Origin of the sequence: Paenibacillus antarcticus (assembly GCF_001637225.1) — a bacterium.
Classification (GTDB): Bacteria; Bacillota; Bacilli; order Paenibacillales; family Paenibacillaceae; genus Paenibacillus_AQ; species Paenibacillus_AQ antarcticus.
Genome location: NZ_LVJI01000044.1, coordinates 62,743 through 84,396 on the forward strand (window position 1 = coordinate 62,743; position 21,654 = coordinate 84,396).

General features: G+C 39.4%; 13 protein-coding genes. 1 reads left to right on the forward strand and 12 read right to left on the reverse strand.

What is annotated here, in order from left to right; all coding sequences use genetic code 11:
• Positions 1-14 precede the first annotated feature (14 nt).
• The 6 genes from rfbC to PBAT_RS20740 form a co-directional block, all read right to left on the reverse strand.
• Positions 15-563, reverse strand: a complete 549-nt coding sequence (rfbC, locus tag PBAT_RS20715) for a dTDP-4-dehydrorhamnose 3,5-epimerase (protein ID WP_068652507.1) — start codon at positions 561-563, stop codon at positions 15-17.
• A gap of 22 nt (positions 564-585) precedes the next feature.
• Entirely contained in the window at positions 586-1,329 is a 744-nt protein-coding gene (locus PBAT_RS20720; RefSeq protein WP_068652509.1) for a sugar phosphate nucleotidyltransferase, read from the reverse strand.
• Between the two features lie 351 nt (positions 1,330-1,680).
• Entirely contained in the window at positions 1,681-3,882 is a 2,202-nt protein-coding gene (locus PBAT_RS20725; RefSeq protein ID WP_248912446.1) for a glycosyltransferase family 2 protein, read from the reverse strand.
• 179 nt (positions 3,883-4,061) lie between these two features.
• Positions 4,062-5,570: a class I SAM-dependent methyltransferase gene (locus PBAT_RS20730; RefSeq protein ID WP_068652513.1), complete on the reverse strand. Its 1,509-nt coding sequence runs from the start codon at positions 5,568-5,570 to the stop codon at positions 4,062-4,064.
• Positions 5,567-6,790: an ABC transporter ATP-binding protein gene (locus PBAT_RS20735; RefSeq protein WP_068652515.1), complete on the reverse strand. Its 1,224-nt coding sequence runs from the start codon at positions 6,788-6,790 to the stop codon at positions 5,567-5,569. Before PBAT_RS20735 ends, PBAT_RS20730 begins: the two co-directional genes overlap by 4 nt.
• Positions 6,791-6,815: 25 nt before the next feature.
• Positions 6,816-8,180 (reverse strand): ABC transporter permease, encoded by a 1,365-nt coding sequence (locus PBAT_RS20740; RefSeq protein WP_068652517.1) that lies wholly within the window; start codon positions 8,178-8,180, stop codon positions 6,816-6,818.
• A gap of 125 nt (positions 8,181-8,305) precedes the next feature.
• Between PBAT_RS20740 and PBAT_RS20745 the strand changes: the two genes are divergently transcribed.
• Positions 8,306-10,771, forward strand: coding sequence for an O-antigen ligase family protein (locus PBAT_RS20745; RefSeq protein ID WP_068652519.1), 2,466 nt, complete (start codon positions 8,306-8,308; stop codon positions 10,769-10,771).
• 122 nt (positions 10,772-10,893) lie between these two features.
• Here the strand turns inward: PBAT_RS20745 and galU are convergent, their stop codons facing one another.
• From galU to uvrA, 6 genes are all read right to left on the reverse strand, one after another.
• Entirely contained in the window at positions 10,894-11,772 is an 879-nt protein-coding gene (gene galU, locus PBAT_RS20750) for a UTP--glucose-1-phosphate uridylyltransferase GalU (protein WP_068652521.1), read from the reverse strand.
• Positions 11,773-12,038: 266 nt separating this feature from the next.
• Entirely contained in the window at positions 12,039-14,555 is a 2,517-nt protein-coding gene (locus PBAT_RS20755) for a U32 family peptidase (protein WP_068652523.1), read from the reverse strand.
• 197 nt (positions 14,556-14,752) lie between these two features.
• Positions 14,753-16,663 carry a stalk domain-containing protein gene (locus tag PBAT_RS20760; protein ID WP_068652586.1) on the reverse strand — a complete coding sequence of 637 codons (1,911 nt, stop codon included), beginning with the start codon at positions 16,661-16,663 and terminating at the stop codon, positions 14,753-14,755.
• Positions 16,664-16,689: 26 nt separating this feature from the next.
• Positions 16,690-17,778, reverse strand: a complete 1,089-nt coding sequence (locus tag PBAT_RS20765; RefSeq protein ID WP_084403289.1) for a S1C family serine protease — start codon at positions 17,776-17,778, stop codon at positions 16,690-16,692.
• 402 nt (positions 17,779-18,180) lie between these two features.
• Positions 18,181-18,387 (reverse strand): hypothetical protein, encoded by a 207-nt coding sequence (locus PBAT_RS20770; RefSeq protein ID WP_068652527.1) that lies wholly within the window; start codon positions 18,385-18,387, stop codon positions 18,181-18,183.
• Positions 18,388-18,735: 348 nt separating this feature from the next.
• Positions 18,736-21,597 (reverse strand): excinuclease ABC subunit UvrA, encoded by a 2,862-nt coding sequence (gene uvrA, locus PBAT_RS20775; protein WP_068652529.1) that lies wholly within the window; start codon positions 21,595-21,597, stop codon positions 18,736-18,738.
• Between the last annotated feature and the right edge of the window lie 57 nt (positions 21,598-21,654).

The window sequence follows — 21,654 nt, forward strand, 5'->3', positions numbered from 1 at the left end:
AAAAGATATACCCCCTACTCAAAATTAAGTTCCGCATCTTGAAGTAGCGGATGCCGTTGATCTTTGTCCGATAGGATCGGACTTGCTGTAGGCCAATCTATAGCAAGAGCAGGGTCGTTCCATAGTATGCCACGATCATTCTCCGGTGAGTAATACTCGTCTACTTTGTAGAGAACCTGTGTGTTGGGAACAAGCGTACAGAATCCATGGGCAAAGCCTTTGGGAACTAAGAGCTGTCGATGATTGTGTTCACTCAAGATGACACCGACCCATTGGCCGAAAGTGGGTGAGTTACGCCGAATATCTACGATCACGTCATAAATCGCACCGGTAAGCACACGGATCAGCTTAGTCTGAGCTTTGGGATTGAGCTGATAGTGAAGTCCGCGTAGAACACCAGGTTCTGCTGAGAGGGATTGGTTATCTTGAATAAAAGCGTAGTTAATCCCCTGTTCATGTAGGCTGGCCTCATTATAGCTCTCCATAAAAAAGCCCCGAGTGTCGCCATGGACAATCGGTTCAAGCAAGCTCGCACCTGATAATATTAGAGAAGTGACTTTCATAGCTTAGAGTTCCTCCCTATGTTCACAATTTTAATTTGCCGAATGCTTCTTCAAATATCAAACCCTGAGATAACTCGTTGGCTCGTGCTAATGAAGCGTGTGTTCCTGCATCCGTCCACCAACCTTGAAGGATATCAAATGAAAGTTCATTACGATTAATATAGGCATTATTAACATCTGTGATTTCCAATTCACCTCGACTAGAAGGTTTCAAGGTCTTAACGATATCAAACACCTTATGATCGAACATATAAATACCTGTAACTGCATAATCAGACTTCGGCTGTTCCGGCTTCTCTTCAATAGAAAGAATTCGCTCTCCTGCAATTTCAGCTACTCCAAATCGATTAGGATCTTGAACTTCTTGTATTAAGATCTTGGCGCCCTTCTTCTGCTCTTGAAATTTATGCACGTACGGAGTGATATCATCTTCAAAAACATTATCTCCTAGAATAACTACCATTTGATCTTCCCCAACAAAATGTTCTGCTAAATCCAGTGCTTGGGCAATACCTCCAGCTTCATCCTGCACTTTATAGGTAAAAGAAACGCCCATATCTCGACCACTACCAAGTAAGTTAACGACGTCACCCATATGTTCTTTACCAGTAACAATGAGAATGTCCTTAATGCTAGCTTGCTTAAGCTTATAGATTGAGTGAAAGATCATTGGATATTTACCGACGGGAAGAAGATGCTTATTAGTAACTTTGGTTAAAGGATAAAGGCGAGAGCCTGTACCACCTGCTAGGATTATACCTTTCATTATGACACCTCCATATCTTATTTGAATAACCTTTTTACTAATTGCCTAATTAAATATTATAACAAGTATATTCGTGATTACTTTTGCAACTATGAGATCAGTGAGTGTAGAAATAACAAGACCTCTACTCAGTACATGAGCCTTTAAATTAAGAGTTGAATTTTTATATTTGTCCACTCTTTGAATATGTTTCTTACATGGAGTTAAGCATATTTTGATGTGCTTTTTATCGATTAGGCATTCCGGTTTTCATGATAAGAGCAACCGGCACTACTATGCCTTACAGATACAAATATAGTTTCTGAAATCGTTCATTTGTACATTCGATTATCAGAAATTACCCATCGCATATTATGAAATATTCTGATTTACTTTTCCCAAAGTTTTTGTTCTGTTAATCCCCATATTATTTCCGTATATATTTGAAGATTCTCCAAGAGAGAAGTCTTCCCGTTCTTTCGTTAGATTCGGATTATACGCAGGGTCATTATTAAGAATGCTTGTCCAACGTCGTTTTACCCAATCGATTTCCTTCATGAAACGTTCCTGCTTCTCTGGAGTATCCTCATACCCTCTACTCTTCGATTCATGGTGATAAAGCTTTACATGAGGGAGCCAAACATTGTTATATCCTCTACTCCATACTTTAAGACAAAAATCAACATCATTAAATGCCACTTGTAACTCTTCTTCCAAACCACCAACCTCAATAAATACCTCTTTGCGAATCATTAAACATGCAGCAGTGACTGCTGTATAGTTAGAGACCACCTTTAACCTTCGGAAGTATCCCGGGTTTTCTCTTGGAAAATGTTTGTGGCTATGACCTGCAACACCCCCGAGGCCTAATACAACTCCACCATGCTGTAAAGAATTATCAGGGTAATACAAGCAAGCTCCTACTGCTCCGACCTCTGGACGAGTAGCTTGACCAACCATATCAGTCAACCAATTTTCAGATATTACTTCTACATCGTTGTTAAGAAGTAATAATAATTCACCATCCGCTTTAGTAACACCAAAGTTATTCAACTTAGAATAATTAAAAGGGATGTTTAAAGAGAATACTTTAAACCTTGTCTTCTCCATCTTCTCCCAATAACGATAAGCATCAAATGTGGCAGGATCATCACTATCGTTATCAATAATTATTATTTCAAAATTTCCATATGTTGTTTTTTCGAAGATTGATTTTAAACACTTTTGTAGAATCGACACCATATTTTTTGTTGGTATTATAATTGAAACCTTAGGATTCCCTACTGGTAAATACCTTGTTAAATAAATATTAGAATGGTCTTCTATCGATTCCACTGAAGCATTATTCCCCCTTCTTTCAATAGCATCCTTCAAAGCCTTAAGGCCCGAAACATGTGTATAATCTTTCGATGCCGTATCAGATGCGGTAGAGTTAGGAATTGCTCTCCAGTGATACAGTATTTTAGGAATATGATAAATATTATTAGTTAATTCAGAAACCCTTAACATTAAGTCATAATCCTGACTACCTTCGTAACCTATACGAAATCCCCCGAGTTGATCTACTATCGTTTTACGATACACTGTTAAGTGACATATGTACATTTGAGACATCAATAAATCCGGAGACCAATCCGGTTTGAAAAACGGAGAAAAACGCTCGCCCTCAATAGAGATTTTATCTTCATCACTATAAATAACATCAGCATCGGGACTTTTGTTTAACAAAAGTACATTTTCATATAAAGCATAACTTGTTAACTCGTCATCGTGATCTAATAGTGCAATAAATTCTCCGTTTGCAATTTCTATTGCAGAATTTGAGTTTTCAGAAATATGACCATTCGTTTTTCTGAAAACAACCTTTATACGAGAGTCGCTTTCAGCATACTCTATTAACACCTTGCTAATATGAGGTTTAGTTGAAGCATCATCAGATATACAAAGTTCCCAATTCCAATAAACCTGTGTTATAACTGAATCGATGCATTTCCTTAACCATACTTCATCGACATTATAAACAGGGAGGATAACTGATATTAACGGTTTATATTCAAATGACTCCATACTTTCCTTAGCTACTCTTATACTATTACTATTAATTCCATTTCGGGTCAGCCATTCATCATAACTATGAATAATATTTGTGTTTGTGGTTCCGCCCTGGACAGCCTCTATTTTTTGTCTCAACCCTTTTAAACCTTGAGATTTGTAAACACTAATAGCTTTGCGCATAAGTGTTCTTAATGTTCGGAAGTTAAATCCACGTTGTTTAACTGTATTTAGGAGTGATTCTAATAAAATATAATGTTTTGTAGTTTTCTTCATTTTTACATTTTCCAGTCTAAATTCAGCTTCCATTTCCCCAGGATCTAATCGCAGCTTCTTAATACCCACTGGGATATGAAATGTTGTTGAATACTTACTTTCTCCAGTAGAAATCGAAGCTAGATTCATACTTCTCTCTTCAGAAAACCCAGCGCCCTCGTCCCAATATAATTTAACTGGAATATTATTTGTACTATTTGAGTCCCATGATATCGTGTTCCATCCACCAAAAAATCTTCCTTCCAATACAAATGCGGGATCGACTCCAGTTGAAATCCATTTACCCTTCGCCTTCGTCAGATCTGATACTGGGATAATGTTCAGATTTGATTTAAAACCAAATAAACCAGCGAGCGCTGTATTAATTCGAATAAGTATGTCTACGATCTTCAATAGAATCCTCCTCACGGCTTATCTAGTTAGAGTTACTTACCTAGCATCTTCCTCATTCTAACGACAAATTTCCAAGCTTTTGAATCATAAATTTCTTTTATCTCAAGTTCTTTCGCCAACAACACAGTAGTTAACCTTTGCTGTTCATTTTCAGCAACTTTAATTCTTTCAGTTAAATACTCTACTGTAGCTTCCATTCCATTATTTATTACTCTTAAATGTTCCATCTCACTATGCAATTCTTCTAACCTCATTAATTGTTTCTTATAATCTTGATCAATAGCAATATTCTCATTTTCCTTACTTAATAACATATTAATAACCTGCTTAACAACCTCATCTTCAGAAAATTTAGATACGTCCAACTCTAATCTTGATATATATAATTCAGAACCTAGATTTAATATAATATTAGGGTCATCCTTCTCAAATAGATAAATATTAGATGCCTCATAATTGAAATTTCCTATTACTTCATATTCAATCAATTCATTACTAGTAGCTTCGAATAACTTAAGGTTTTCCACTTTATAGATACCACTATAATTAGAAGGATCTATTCTAATATTTTGAATTCCATTAATATTACGGAGGTCAATTGAAATATGCGTCGTTAATTCTTTATCTTTGAATTTATAACTCTGACTCTCCGATTCATTAAAACCTTGCCCAGAATCTAAAAATATTTGAATTTGGTCTTCACTAATTAAATTTCCCTCAATAATCTTATCCATCATTGAATATAAATTATAAAAAGTGCGTTCCATCATTTCGAGCTTTTTCAATATCGTTATAGGAACTTCTTTTGATACTTTTTCTTCTAACACATTGAGATTCCCGTTTTTATGCAATATAACTATTTTCCTATAAGATTCTTCCATGTAATCATAATCAAATAGATAAGAATTATAGAATTTGTCTATTTCTTGACGATAAAGCCCAAGCCTTGGATTATTTGCTGCAAAGAAGTGTATCCCCATTAACCTTTCCCAAATATCTAAACTCCCATGACCGATCATCTTATAACTTATATTTTTTGAATCAAGATAACTTGTAAGAATATCAGGTTTGGGGAGACCATTATCCATATGCTCTTCAAGCCATATAAAATTCTTATTAAATAGACTTTTATAGACTGTATTCACTCTTGATTCCGCATCTACCGTTTGTTGAGAATGAAATGGTGCAGTTATCACACAGATTTGAGAGCTTACACGGTATAACTCATCAATAAACTGATTTCTCTTCTCCTCTGGAATGTGTTCAAATACATCCAAGGCAACAATTACATCATACTCGTTATCTGAGAAACTCATATTAGTAGCGTCACCTAGAATATAATTTGGATCATCTATTAACTCTTCTGGTAGTTGAATATCTAAATAAGTAATGTTATCCAGAGGTAAGAACTTCTCTAAATTACGATGTTCATTTGCTCCTACCTCCAGAATACGAAATGTTTCACCATCTACTCTTAACTCATTGATAATATTCCGGACATTGTTATACCTTTGATATTGATCAAAGAGCGTATTAATCATTCCAGCACTTCCCATCTATGTTTCATATATACTAATCCTTCTGATATATATTTATTCGTAATATTAAAGTCCACAACATTCTCTTTGTAGTGAAGACATACTATGCCTTCATTATTAAATAAACCCACATCGATGCAGAAAGTTCCACTAAGCAATGGTAGGCTAGAAATAATATACTTCATTCTATGTCTACCTAATCTATTAGGAATATCAATCTTCTCTAAGTGAGTATTAGGTCCAAATATATATTTGCGGTCTGGCGTATAAATTGCGACACCTAATAATAAATCATCTATTAGATCATCATAAACTTCATATTCCACCTCAACTTCTAGTTCATCAAAGGTCCTAAAGCTATTCTTATTTAGTTTCACCTTTGTAATTGATGCTACTGTTTCGGGGTTACTTGGTTTCACAAAATCAGCTGATTGTGAGATTTCCGGTAGGTCTAGTTTAGTAGAAATATCAGTATTCACAGTATGCTCAGTATTATATTTCATGAAATCCTCATATAAATCAGCAATTTCAGATGATTCACCCGAGGCTTGCACTACACCATCCTTAAGCCATACTGCCTTATTACAGAACCTCTTCACCTGTTCAGTTGCATGGGATACAAACAATATTGTGGTTCCTTTACTTTTTAATTCCTTCATTTTATCAATACATTTTGTTTGAAAGCGTACATCTCCAACAGCGAGAGCCTCATCTACAATCAATATTTCTGGCTCTACATTAATAGAAACGGCAAAAGCCAACCTAGCAAACATACCACTAGAGTAAATTTTGACAGGTTGCTCAATAAATTCACCAATATCGGCAAATTCAATAATATTGTTCATTTTATTATCGATTTCTTCACGTGTAAATCCCATCATCAGACCATTTAGGTACACATTCTCTTTGCCACTATACTCCGGATTAAACCCTGCACCTAGTTCCAATATAGCTGATATTTTACCCTTAACTTGTATGCTTCCGCTTGAGGGAGATAAGACTCCTGTTATCAATTTTAATAATGTTGATTTCCCTGATCCATTCTTCCCTAGAATGCCAAGTGCATCACCTTTCTCAACATTAAATGAAATGCCATTTAGAGCTATAAACTCCTTATGATACATTTTATGAGTAGGAGAGATTGCTTCTTTTAGACGGTCTAAGGGTTTATCGTACAATTTATAGGATTTTACAACATCTTTTATTTCAATTATATCAACCAAGCTCTACCCCCCCTTTTTTCACCTCTTAAATGACATCTGCAAAATGAGGCTTCAACTTCTTAAAGCTTTTCACTCCAATTACAAGTGCAGTCGCACAAAACATCCAAAAGTAGAGCGTATAATAAGGATGATTCACAAAAGTCACCTGTTTAATGAAGGTATCTCTATACCCTTCCACAATATAGAACATTGGATTGAGTTTGAAAATATTAATCCAGAATCCAGAAATCATAGTGTATGACCACCCAATCGGTGTGAACCAAAATCCTATTTGCAATATTATTATTATTATTTGATTTAAATCTTTGAAAAATAGCACAACAGAAGATGTTAATAACGATACTGAAAAAACAAGCGCAATTGTACAAATCAAATAATAAATCAGTTGAACATTATAAATGTTCGGATAGTATCCGTACCCCGTATACATTACAAATATAAATACGATAAAGAACAAATGTACGAATAAGACCGATGTAATCTTAACCACAGGTAACAACTCAATCTTAAATACTACCTTCTTCACAAGATAACTATATTCTGAATACACATTTGTAGCACCCGATAAGGCTTCCGAAAAGAAAAACCATGGGATAATAGCAACTATAAACCATAAAATAAATGGAACTTCCGATACATTACCACTGCGTAATCCGATCTGAAATACAAACCAGTATGTAATAATAGTAAGCAAAGGCTGAATAAAACCCCAGACTACCCCCAAGTAGGAAGAAGCATATTTGGTTTTGAAATCATTTTTAGCTAGGCTGACAATCAGACTTCTTCCTCTATATATCTCTTTCAAAAATTTGTATACATCTTTGATCGAATTGATAATATACAAACTTACTAAAGTAGTTATAATACTAGAAAATGAAATCCAGATCGTATTAAACAAGCTATTACCCTGTATTGCTACTTTTAGATCGGGTTGAATATTTAAGATAACATATGGATCTTTATCAGCTACTCCTAACTCCAGTTCATCTTCTACCAGACTAATTGTCTTCACTTCATGTTGTTTAGTCATGATTTCATGGAGAGAAATGCCTACAGTGGAGTTTCCTATTAATTGTCCATCCCGGACTTTAACTATCGCATTCTGACTACCCAGATCCAACCTAAGAGAATATACGTCCTTAGGTAAATTATATTTAAAGGTTTTCCAAGTTCCGGACATATCATAAGCTTGGTGAATCGATTGCTCCTCTGTCCACTCCTGACCTTCCCCCGTAATATAAAATAACTGGTAGTCATCTAATTGATCCGAAATTAATTTGAATTGAAAACTTAAATTGGATTCACTCTTTTGATAGGACATAAAAATGTTAAAAAATAAACATACTAACATGAGTCCTATTACAGTAAGTATTGCTTTTTTAAATTTCATTACACGTACTCCTTCAATCCTAGTAACTTCATTTGGAGCTTCCATATACGTATTAGTGTTCTGTCTTATTTTGGTTCACTATGATAAAATATTGTTCATAATTACATATAAAGGAGATTATAAACTTGTCTAAACAAGTATACGGGAAACATTCCAAAGGGTCGAGTGTCGGCGTGAAGACACCTGTAATTTATTGGGTGTTAGTAGTCTCTATCATTCTATATTTAGCTTGGTCTCCATTTCAAGTGGCGTTATTCAATGGACAGATGCTTCAATTTGAGAAACCCTTGTTCTGGGCTGCTGCAATGGCGGCTGTAATTCTACTAATCTGTGGTACCAACTACTATAAGACTATCACATTGGAAGATCAAAGAGATTGGCTTGCTGTGTGGGTATTATTATTACCTATTACTTATATACTCGCACTCTTTGGTGCCGCTTCTCATTCAATGGCAATGAATATGGTCATTATTCAGTCGACTTATGCCGTGATGTTCATTGTAGGTTTATTCCTACTGAGAGATAAGTTTGCAAATGGAGTGATTCAGCTAGCAATTATGGCTATAGCCTATATTATTGTTGGTTTTGGACTACTGAATTGGTTCGGACAATGGAAATTCGCAGGAAAATTAATAGCCTGGTTCTCTAGCGGAATTGTGAATGGTAAGTATATAGATGCGGTAATGTCAGACTCTAACGGTCTACGTCTGACTTCAGTGTTTCAATATGCCAATACATACGCAGCATTTCTAATGGCATTCTTGTTCGCAGCAGTGTTCTTTCTCATTAAATCTCATAAGTGGTATGGCCAAATCATACACGGATTCATGTTAGTCCCCATTATCCTATCCATTCTCTTGACACTTTCACGTGGAGGATTGGTTATGCTTCCCGTGGTATTTGTTCTTCTACTATTATTCTTAAAACCTGCTAAACAGATTCTCTGGGTGGCCTACATCGGCATAGCCGGGATAGCTTCTCTAGCTATTTCGAAGAACGTGACTGATCTCGGATTACAATTGAATACGACATATGAAGGTGCGGCTGCTGCTAAGGGATGGGGATATTTACTTATTACATCTGCCATTGTTGCGTTACTATTATGGGCTATTCAAAAATTTATCGCTTCTCATCTAGAACGAGGTCTTACTTCTTGGTCTACTCGTAAAATGGCTAGCCTATGGATTCCAGTAGGATCCGTCGTTGTTGTCGGTTTGATTGCATTTCTCTTCATCGGAACCAGTGCTCGTAATATTCTCCCCGATAATGTAAGTACACGTCTAGGAAATATCAACTTCCAACAGCATAGTGTACTGGAACGTTTAACTTTTTATAAAGATGCTATGAAAGTTGTTAAAGATTATCCCGTCATGGGTGCAGGTGGTGGTGCTTGGGCAGTACTCTATGAGAAATATCAGAATAACCCGTATACTAGCCGTCAAGCGCATAACTTCTTCCTTCAATACCTGGTAGAGGTCGGTATCCTTGGATTTATCATCTTCATGTCATTTCTCATCTTTATATTCTATAAATATATTCGTGGTTATATAAGAGAGAATGAAGAAGGACGCGAATCTCATTTCTTATATCTTATTCTGACCTTATCTATTCTGTTGCATAGTATCTTGGATTTCAATATGAGTTATGTATTCATGGGTATTCTCGTATATCTTGGTCTTGGAGGTATGGCCGCTGTTATGGAGAGTAAGCCACTACGTTTCCAACATCTCCGCTTACGTGGGAGTGGCGTTAGTGCTCTTTATAGCTTAGTAGTCGGCATAGGTGCCATTGTAGTCTTGATTACTTCCATCCGATATGTTCAGGCAAGTGATGCTGGACTTGAGGCAAGAAAATTAGTCCAGACTAGTACATCCTTCGAAGAGATTAAGGAACCACTTGATAAAGACCTTAGCATCCGTAAGAGTCATCCAGATTCGACACTCCTGCTATCTTCTCTCTATCAACAAGTCTACTCGCAGACACAGAATGAGGACTTCTATCTTACAGGATACCAAATGATTGTTAAAGCACATGAAGATGAACCCTATAACAAGAATATCATCAACCATTTAATCAAGTTCCATTCATTAAAAGGCGAACAAGCACAAGCCTTCGATCTATTAGTAAATAATTCCAAGAACTTTAACTGGGATATAGAATGGTATGAACGGATTATCTCACAAGGGTTTGAATTGGGTACCGAGGCCCTAGGAAAAAAGGATATCGCCTCTAAAGACAAATTTTTCAATGCAGGTATTGAAGCATTCGATAAGGTACAAGCTGGACTTGTACATATAGCTACTCTACCGGAAGGGCAAATGGCTGGACGAGCATTCGCTAATACCCCTGCAATGATTCTAGACACGGGTAAAATGCAATATCTACTAAATCAACCAGATAAGGCCGCTGAAACACTGAAAATTGGACTACTGGAAGACTTAAGTGACCCCGTTAACCGTGAAATTGCAAGATGGTATATTGCTGCTCTCATAAAACAAGGCACAACGGATCAAGCCGTTTTTGATCGTCTAATCCTCCTTGATCCAACGGAGAAACAACAAGTCGATGCAATCGTACAAATGAACTTTTAAATATCATATTATTGAATTAAAACGGCTCCCCCCTTTACTGGATGGTAGCCGTTTTATGTAAATTCGAAAGAAGACGATCTCTCCCATGAGAGATCGTCTTCTTTGTGTAAGAATAATTAATCCTATGAATGTTCAATTTGATGAATCGTTTGCTTCATATACTGAAGTAATTTCTCTCTTAAATCATGATGCTGCAATGCATAATGGATCGTAGTCTCGATATACCCTAACTTCTCCCCTACGTCATGCCTTTGACCTTCAAAGTGATATGCGAGTACTCTTTCAATCTCACCTAGTCTAGCAATAGCATCCGTCAGCTGAATCTCACCGTTCACACCAGCATGTTGTTCGCCAAGCAATTCAAATATATGTGGTGTTAGTATATATCTCCCCATGATCGCTAAATTAGAGGGAGCATTGTCTTCTGTCGGTTTCTCTACCAATCTATTAGCTTGATATACCCGTTCTTCTATGGAAACTCCATCTACAATCCCGTATCTAGATACTTCATTCCATGGAACAGGTTGCACACCAACAACTGAGGACTGGTACTGTTCATATATATCAATCATTTGCTTAAGACAAGGTTGTCTCGATTCTACAATATCATCCCCAAGCAGGACAGCAAAAGGTTCATTTCCAATAAACTTACGGGCACACCAGATAGCATGGCCCAATCCCTTTGGTTCTTTCTGGCGAATATAGTGAATATCAGCTATTTCTGAAGACTTACGGACTTCACTTAGTAAATCCCACTTTTCCTGTGATTCGAGATTGTGCTCCAGTTCGAATGAATAGTCGAAATGATCCTCGATCGCCCGTTTCCCTTTCCCAGTGACGATAATGATATCCTCAATTCCGGAGGCAACTGCTTCCTCAACAATATACTGAATTGTCGGTTTATCCACAATCGGTAACATTTCTTTGGGCATCGCTTTCGTTGCAGGAAGGAATCTTGTTCCTAATCCCGCTGCTGGAATAATTGCTTTTCGGATTTTCATTAGCTCGAGTCTCCTAATCTAGCATTTATTAGAATGTCTATTATATTCCACTCACTTTGCAATAATTGTAACAAATAACGACATTGTCAGATAGTCTCTCATTTACGTTGTTAAGATCATCACATTATGATATGAATCGGCCAGATACTAAATTTAATAGTATTTCTGTACATTATCCTTATATTCCGTAAAAAAAGACAGCCCACCGTAGATAAACCTCGGTAAGCTGTCCTATTTTATAATGTCATCGTCTAATGAACGATTATCTATTTAACTAACTGTCCACGTGTTACGCCAAGTTGATTGGTTGCTTTCAGCGTACGCCATACTTGCGATCCGCTGATGTCTCCACGGAGTGCACGCTTATAGAGGTCAATGACTTCATGCACTTGCTCTGGCGTCTCTTCAAGAAACTCGATACGATACTGCGATACACCAAGCTCCATAAAGTTATCTAGATACTCAGCACCGGATTGCTCAACAGCATTGTAGACTGTATTGCGGCATCCTTCATCTACACGCACCGGATGAGACATTCCAATTCGATCTTGTAGCGATACGCTGTGATCTTCGCATGGACGTCCACAGTTCGTGAAGTCTGTCCCTTCACTTAGGAAGGTACAATACACACAGTGTTCCGTATGGAACATTGGCATATGCTGATGGATAACAATCTCCATCTTAGACGTGTTAGCACGTCCAAGCATGTCGACCATTTGCTGAATGTTCAGATCATACGATGGTGTGATGATATCACATCCAGCTTCGATGAACAGGTCAGCTGCCTTATGGTTGGCGATATTCAATGAGAAGTCACCAATAAGCTTCGGATGCACAGCATCAGGATGTTCTTGACGATAACGTAGATAGAAGTATAACGCACCTGTGTTGCGCACTAGCACAGCATCAGGCTGTAGGCGCAAAATGTTGTTGTGATAGCCATTCTCGCCAGGCATATGAATACGTGGCGTTGCTAGCGCAATCTTTTTACCTGCTGCACGAACAGCTTCCACTGCTGCTGGGAACTGCTTAATGAACTCAAAGTCCGCATAGATCATGCCAACGCCTGCATCTAGAGCAGCCTGAACCTGCGGCAGGCTGCGGCATAACGCTGTGAGCTCTGCTTCATCACGAGCCACAGGCTTCGATGCGCTTCGCGAAGCATCGCCGTACACCTCAATCGCCCGTTTCACGTATACGGGCGGCTTAGGACGTTCGCCAGCGAGCAATTCCACCGCACGGCGGCGGATGCTGTTCAGCTCACGCATAGGTACGATGACGTCGCCTTGTAGCTCGACATCAAGCTTCTCAAGCTGGAACACGGTTCCGCCTAGGCGTCCGAATTGTTCTTCCAGCAGAGCATAATCCATAGGACGCTTCTTCGCCGTTTCCAATTCCATCTCAGAATCGACCTGAACGATTGTCCCCTTCTGTACATCTGTCCACCATGTTGTGAGCAATCCACCTACATGACCTACGACCTTCACTTCTACAGGAAATACTCTGTATGGTTTCTCTGTCTCGTACGTCTGACGTAAACGCTTGTCGAGTGCAGGGTCATTCGTCTTCCAAATACGGTCTCCAACATTTAATCTTTGTAGATTAACGTCGTTACGTCCGGCTACGATATCGATAACCCAACCTTCTCCTGCTTCGCCTTCGATCTTCACACCTTTACGGCGGATATCATAGACGCGTCCGCCTTCTTCCTTCTTCGTCGGATCTCCAGCGTCGAACACAATCCCGTCACCACGCTTCAGCGGTGCATCAATTCGGCAGACTACGCCATCACGTAGAATTTGTTCCACTTTACCAAGATATACCCCACGGCTCTTAGGATACGTACCTTCCACTAGCTTCTTATTGTTCGTTCCATCTAAGAAACCATGTGTAAGACCACGCGAGAAACTTTGAGCAAGTTCACGAATTTCTTCCTTACTTGGTGGCGTAGAATCGCCTTCGAAGTAACGATCAATTGCTTTACGGTACTTACTAACTACGTTAGCTACATATTCAGGAGTCTTAAGACGTCCTTCTATTTTAAATGAAGTCACGCCCGCTTCGATCAATTCCGGCATGATATCAATAGCAGCTAGATCCTTAGGTGATAACAAGTAAGAAATATCCCCCATTGGCTTCTGGACACCATCAACCATCAAGTCATATGGTAGACGACAAGCTTGCGCACATTCCCCACGGTTCGCCGAACGTCCTCCCCACACTTCAGAAGTTAGACATTGTCCAGAATAAGAAACACAAAGTGCTCCATGCACGAATACTTCCATAGGTAGCTTCGCTTGCTCCCCAATCTTCTTAATCTGCTTCAGGTTATTTTCACGGCCTAATACAACACGTTCCATATCCCAAGGCTTCGTAAATTCAACCGCTTCTGGTGATGTAATCGTCATCTGAGTGGATCCATGAATCGGAAAGTCAGGTGATATCTCACGAATCATCTTCACTAGACCTAAATCTTGCACGATCGTGGCATCCACACCTGCATCCACACAAGCATCTATAAGTTCCTTAGCATCTGCTAACTCATTCTCAAATACTAGAATATTAAACGTTAGAAATCCCTTAACCCCATAACTGTGTAGAAACGCCATAATCTCCGGTAGCTCTTCCATACGGAAATTATTTGCGCGTGCACGTGCATTAAACTTTTCCACTCCGAAAAAGACTGCATCTGCTCCATTGGCTACCGCTGCTCTCATACAATCCCAATCACCGGCTGGCGCTAGTAACTCAACGTCTCCTCTTTGTATCCCTTGATTCTGCATCTATATCCTCCTAAACTGGCCTTAACGCCAGTTAACTTCTTCATTATGACTATGATGAAATGACCTTCAACTACAATACCTTAACAGCTATTATATCTTTAACTTATCTATTGTACCAAATATCACACTAACCTTCTACCTTTCCCATTCATTTCAAAAAAAAGAGCACCTCTTAAGGTTGCTCTCTTTCATAACTATTAATTTAGCTTCGTGAATGCGAAAGACTTCAATGCTTTCTCCAGTGCATCTTTCTGCACCTGTGTAGCATTAGCATCATTCAATGCGGTTGTCACCGTATACGTTATACCACTATTACTAAATAGTATCTGGGTACCCTCGTATGGGATACCATTTTTAACCTGATGCAACTTAAACACGGTTGCATTTACGCCTGCAAATGTCGTGTTCTCAATGCCTCGAATAATTAAATCTTTAGATTTCTTAGTGGCCTCATTATAATAGGCTCTTAACTGACTGACCGCCTCTTCGACAGAAGTATCTGGTTCAGCTGTTATCATAAAACGCCCACCGGTATATTGGTACTCTATTGGGGAACTCTCGAATCGATCTTTAATAGGTGTCCAGAATTGTGGTACATTCAATTTGAATTTATAAGCCTTTGAGGACTTCGTAATGATCTTTGATTTATCGATCAGATAAGTGTCTTCTTCCATTCTTCCGAATGTGTCGGAGACCACTTCATACTCAATATCAATGGACTTCATAATATCCTTGAAGTGAGCTAAGTCCGCCTTCTGATCCTCTGGCACTCCATACTCTGCATAGTATCGGAATCCATTCTTCTCTAACATCACTTCATATTCCGTTGTCCATCCATCACCATAATTGTATTGAACTTCATTAACGAGTGCCGAACTACCCGATATTATGATCGAATATGTATCCACTACTTTGTACGATTCGTTGACAAAAGATTCTCCTAGCCATTTCTTCATTTGTCCGCTCCATTGTTCCAAGCTTGATCCTTTAGGAGCTGAAGTTACATTTAGCTTAAGATAACTTCCATCTTCACTTTCGTAATACATATTCTCATTATCCATATCCCATCCAGCCGGTACATCTAGGGAAATACCATAATCCCCGTTATAGACGTTTCGCATACCATTTACTACACTAGACAAATCCTTGACTGCCTTGTCTTGCTTGTTGAAGTTTGTTCTAAATGAATTTAACAACGTTGAATATTTACTTACGTCTTTATAATTCTCCGCCATGAAGTCGGCAAGATATACTTCGTACAACTGTTCGTGATCATAATACCCCCGAACCTCCCAGATCGTACCATCGGAATCTTTTGTTACAATACGGGCATAAGGAACGGAAACTAATGCAAAAGATTCACGATCTAATACAACTTCCCCTGAATCCTTTGCATCTTCCACCAATTGTTGTAGGATATCATCTGCTTGAAGCTCCACTTCTTGTTTATTAGCATGAACTTCGATGTAATAGGATTCCTCAGCATCGTTGAACGCAGCGATGCTCTCATACCCTCCACCTTCCCCAATGATTAGACCCGCTGGGTAGTTCATCGTCCAATTGTAGTAACTATTCCCAAGCTTGGTCTTGCCTACATCACTATCAATATTCGTGTCATCCTCTACTACCTTATCCTCAGAAGATACTAATGAAATTACGATTTCTCCAACAGAACCCGTGCTAATCTTAGCCCCTATACCCTGGGCTACAAACCGTAACGGAACCATTAATGTATCTGATTTCATCGTAGGTGCTACATCTAATTTCACCTTTTTACCATCCACCCAAGCCAAATGACTATCCATAGTCATACTTAACGTGTGTGCCCCATACGTCACCTTCACTTGGTTTGATTTCTCAAGGCGAACTTGACTTTCAAAAGCCTTCTTAAACACACCTAATGGCACCATTGTCGTCAAATGATCTATGTAAGGTTTAGCAATAGCCACTTGTTGTCCATTAATGACCGCAACCGTACTCCCTACTTTGAGCTTTAATTCCAATGTAGTTGTATTCTCAGTATCTGCGAACACAGGAATTGTACCTGTTAGAAACATGAACAAACACATTGAGATGCACGCCCAGTAGCGGATTCGCATCTTCTTCATCTCTATCAAATCTCTTATCCCAAATATCATAGTTCGTAAGCCTCGCTTTCCTCATCAAGGATTAGACCTTGGCGACTCAGTACTAACTTACGGATAACAATATCCCCATCACTTTGCATTAATAGTTTAACAGTCTGACCGGGTAAGTACGCCTTGAACAACTCGTTAATATCCACTACAGAAGTCACCTTTATCCCGTTAATACTGTAGAGCACATCATTCTCATGTATGCCAGCTTTTTCAGCTTCTTTAGAAAGGATCTTAGTTACCGTCAATGGATCATCTGTAGGAAGACCGACAATAGCTGACCAACTTTCCTCAAGCGTAAGTCCGAGGCTTGGACGTTTCACTTCTCCATACTTCATCAATTGATTAATCACATATTGCACCGTATCCGCTGGAATAGAGAATCCCATATTCTCGACTCCAACTGCAGCGAATTTCATCGTATTAATACCCAATACTTCACCTTTCATATTGACTAGCGGTCCACCACTATTCCCGGGATTAATTGCAGTATCACTCTGGATTAAGCGGTACGATGCATTTACGCCTCGATTAAGTCCACTCACAACGCCTACCGTTGCCGAATTACGTAACGAGAACGAGACCGGAGTCCCGATTGCGATAACCTTCTCCCCAACTTCTGTATCTTGAATAGATTTAGCGAACTTCACCGGTACTAGACCGTTTGCCGTAATCTTCACTAGCGCGAGATCGCTTGTCTCATCCGTAAATATTTCTTTTATTTTGTAACTGTTTCCATCTGTTGTAACGACCGTAGCATTCTTTAGACCTTTAACGACATGAGCATTCGTTACAATCCATCCATTCGAACGAATGATTACACCTGTTCCATGTACTAGGTTATATCGGTCTGAATTACTATTCACCTGACTGACATCGCCTTTACCAATAATTCCAACGACCGATGGTGATACTTCCTTTACGATTTGAGGAACCAGATCTGTGCTTACTTTATTCGATACCTTGGCCGTACCTTGCTTGGCACTATGGGTTATCCCCTTTTGTTGCGCCTGGGCAGTGCCCACACCACTCATCAGTATAAGGCCACATAACAGCGCTATTGCACCGTTCTTCCCCACCCTATTCATGCTCTCCTCACCTAACCCTCTCATATCTATATAGATAGAACTAAAAACGAACCCTCATATACATGATTTTCTTTAGAAATGATCGAACTTGCAAGCGCAAGCTTTAGTTCAATCTATCTAGCTCTCTGTCTCCCCTAAAGGTCTCTCTAGTTGTTATATCATCATATTCATTTATGTAAGGAATATCCCAAATGTATCATACTATTTCAGCCCTAACAATTGCTAGAAGTCCTATATTTATTCAGTACTGTCCCCTTTAACTATAACAACACTTCACTAAATATACTGTCTTGGAAAATAGATTACACCTCCTCTTGAACACTACAAAAAAAGACGCCTTGATCCTGCATCGCAGTAAGGTGTCTTCGTTGGTGTTGCTTTCTTCTAAGTATTCTTGTGATCCTAGCCAATCCATCCTAATACCATAGCATAATCCGAGTATAGGAAGACCAATAAACTAACTACGCTAAACCCAATAGCGAATAGATTCTTTACAGGCTGTGTTACCAAACGGATAACCCCAATTAAAATTAAGATTGTAAAAATAATCATAAATATATCGAACGTATGGAACTTGGATACCACCTCAGCACCTTCTGCCAACAACATACAGTGTACCTCCCTCTATGAAACATAACGTCAATTTTTACCTATAATTATATGTTATCCTGCCGATCTATCTTATGCAAGCCCCGATTTAAGAAAAAAATGAATTTGTCACGGAATATTCTCTAAAAAGGAGGATTACTACCCTCCCTATATGATTTTATTCATTGTTTAGATGAACTCAAATTCATTTTCCCCACACAGGCTCCCGTAATCGTCAAATAGTCTCCACCTTGTTATAAGGCGGAGACTATTTAACACTTTAACACTTACCAAGCTTCTAGAGCATCGTGATCAACTACCTAAATATTTAATCGCTAGGCTTTATTCCTGCGCTAGGATAAATCAACATTAACTATATACTTCCATAGCTTTACTACGTGCTATATCACGTTCAAGCACAGGCTTTAAATACTTACCGGTATAAGATCCCTCTACTTTTATAAGCTGCTCTGGTGTACCTGTAGCTAGAATCGTACCCCCACCGCTACCGCCTTCCGGTCCTAGATCAATGAGGTAATCTGCCGTCTTAATGACGTCGAGATTGTGTTCAATGACAAGCACGGTCTCTCCAGAGTCAACTAATCGATGAAGAACAGTCAACAGTCGAGCGATATCATCTACATGAAGACCCGTCGTTGGTTCATCAAGAATATACAAAGTCTTACCCGTACTTCGACGGTATAGTTCTGAAGCTAGCTTGACACGTTGTGCCTCACCACCCGACAGTGTCGTTGCTGGTTGCCCCATCTTCACATAGCCAAGTCCAACGTCCAATATCGTCTGTAACTTGCGGTGAATACGTGGAATGTTCTTAAAGAATTCAGTAGCATCTTCAATGGTCATATCTAGCACTTCAGCAATGCTCTTATTCTTATATTTAACTTCCAAGGTTTCGCGGTTATAACGTTTACCCTTACATACCTCACAAGGTACATATACATCAGGTAGAAAGTGCATCTCTATCTTGATAATTCCATCACCACGACACGCTTCGCAGCGCCCGCCCTTCACATTAAAGCTGAATCGGCCTTTCTTATAGCCACGCATCTTCGCTTCGTTGGTCTGAGCATAAATATCACGGATGTCATCAAATACGCCCGTATACGTAGCTGGGTTAGATCTTGGTGTACGCCCGATAGGAGATTGGTCAATATCAACAACCTTCTCCAGATGTTCTAACCCCTTGATCTCCTTATGCTGACCAGGACGTACTTTGACCGCCCGATTCAATTCACGAGCTAGCTTCTTATAGAGAATTTCGTTGATAAGCGTAGACTTACCTGAACCTGATACACCCGTTACAGCAGTGAACACCCCTAGAGGTATCTTCACATTAAGGTTCTTCAGATTATTCTCTTTGGCACCCTTAATTTCCAACCAGCGGTCTTCAGGCTTACGCCGATTACTACTCACCGGTATAAATTTACGTCCACTTAAGTATTGTCCCGTCAGCGAGTCTGGATGGTCCATAATCTCTTGTGGTGTACCTTGAGCAATCACTTGACCCCCGTGAATTCCTGCACCTGGTCCGATATCAATAATATGATCTGCTGCCATCATCGTATCTTCATCATGCTCAACCACAATAAGTGTATTTCCCAAATCTCTCATATGCAAAAGCGTCGTTATTAATCGATCGTTATCACGTTGATGCAGACCTATACTTGGCTCATCTAGAATATAGAGGACACCCATCAAGCTAGAGCCAATCTGAGTAGCTAGACGAATACGCTGCGCTTCACCACCAGATAATGTTCCTGCTGCACGGCTCAAGGACAAATAGTCTAAGCCGACATTGACGAGGAACCCAAGTCTACTATCGATCTCCTTCAAGATCATCGTAGCAATGGCCGTCTCCTTTTCACTCAATACTAGACTATCGAATAGCTTCATCGCATCCCCGATCGAGAGACTGGTTACATCTGCGATGTTATGACTGTCTACTGTCACTGCCAATATTTCTTTCTTCAATCGATGACCTTTGCATACCTCACATGGCTTGGCACTCATGAATCCTTCAATGAACTCACGAATTCCTTCCGATGCTGTCTCACGATATCGACGTTCCAGATTCGGAATGATTCCTTCAAAGATCACTAGTGCTTCTTTACGATGTCCAAAGTCATTCTCGTATTTGAAGCGAACCTTTTGCTCTCCTGTCCCATGTAACAACTTGTCCATCTGATCTGGCTTCAGTTCACTGACTGGTACATCCTGTGGGATAGTGAAGTGTTCACACACCGATTTCAGAAATTGTGGATAATAGTTAGATGTACTTCCTGTCCAAGCTAAGAAGGCGCCATCCTCAATCGATTTATTCATATCTGGAATCAATAAGTCCTGATCGACAATCATCTTCACGCCAAGGCCATCACACTCCGTACAAGCCCCAAATGGACTATTGAACGAGAACATTCTTGGGGACAGCTCTTCCATACTGAATCCACAAATAGGACATGCGAAGTTCGAACTGAATCGCAGTTCTTCCTCGCCCATAACATCAACTAATAATTGTCCCCCTGATAATTTCAGTGCTGTCTCAATGGAATCCGCAAGTCTCGACTCCACATCCTCCTTGATGACAATACGGTCAACCACGACTTCAATCGTATGCTTCTTATTCTTCTCAAGTTCGATATCCTCCGACAAGTCTCGGAGTTCTCCATTCACACGCACGCGAACGAATCCCTGCTTACTAATGTCCGTAAACAGCGATTTATGTTCGCCTTTACGCCCAGAAATAACAGGTGCTAGAAGTTGTAACCTCGTCTTCTCAGGATATTGCATGATCCGATCCACCATCTGCTCCACAGTCTGAGATGTTATCTCAATGCCGTGAGTTGGGCAGTGAGGATGACCCACACGTGCAAATAACAACCGCAAATAATCATAAATCTCAGTCACTGTTCCCACGGTAGATCGAGGATTGCGACTCGTCGTCTTCTGATCGATCGAAATGGCAGGCGATAGACCTTCAATAGAATCTACATCTGGTTTCTCCATCTGACCTAGAAATTGACGTGCGTAAGCAGAAAGGGACTCTACATAACGCCGTTGGCCTTCCGCATAGATCGTGTCGAACGCCAAAGATGACTTTCCTGAGCCACTTAGTCCTGTCAACACGACAAAACGATTCCTCGGAATCGTAATATCAATATTCTTCAGATTATGGGCTCTAGCGCCCTTTATAATAATGTTCTCATTTGCCAACGGTTATCATCTCCTTATACTCTTACACATTTGAAAAGTGAACGATCATTATTACAT

Coding starts and splice junctions, on each gene's coding strand:
- PBAT_RS20755 (WP_068652523.1), bottom strand. CDS start 14,555: ATGCAGAATCAAGGGATACAAAGAGGAGACGTTGAGTTACTAGCGCCA.
- PBAT_RS20720 (WP_068652509.1), bottom strand. CDS start 1,329: ATGAAAGGTATAATCCTAGCAGGTGGTACAGGCTCTCGCCTTTATCCT.
- PBAT_RS20730 (WP_068652513.1), bottom strand. CDS start 5,570: ATGATTAATACGCTCTTTGATCAATATCAAAGGTATAACAATGTCCGG.
- PBAT_RS20770 (WP_068652527.1), bottom strand. CDS start 18,387: ATGTTGTTGGCAGAAGGTGCTGAGGTGGTATCCAAGTTCCATACGTTC.
- PBAT_RS20740 (WP_068652517.1), bottom strand. CDS start 8,180: ATGAAATTTAAAAAAGCAATACTTACTGTAATAGGACTCATGTTAGTA.
- galU (WP_068652521.1), bottom strand. CDS start 11,772: ATGAAAATCCGAAAAGCAATTATTCCAGCAGCGGGATTAGGAACAAGA.
- PBAT_RS20760 (WP_068652586.1), bottom strand. CDS start 16,663: ATGAAGAAGATGCGAATCCGCTACTGGGCGTGCATCTCAATGTGTTTG.
- rfbC (WP_068652507.1), bottom strand. CDS start 563: ATGAAAGTCACTTCTCTAATATTATCAGGTGCGAGCTTGCTTGAACCG.
- PBAT_RS20765 (WP_084403289.1), bottom strand. CDS start 17,778: ATGAATAGGGTGGGGAAGAACGGTGCAATAGCGCTGTTATGTGGCCTT.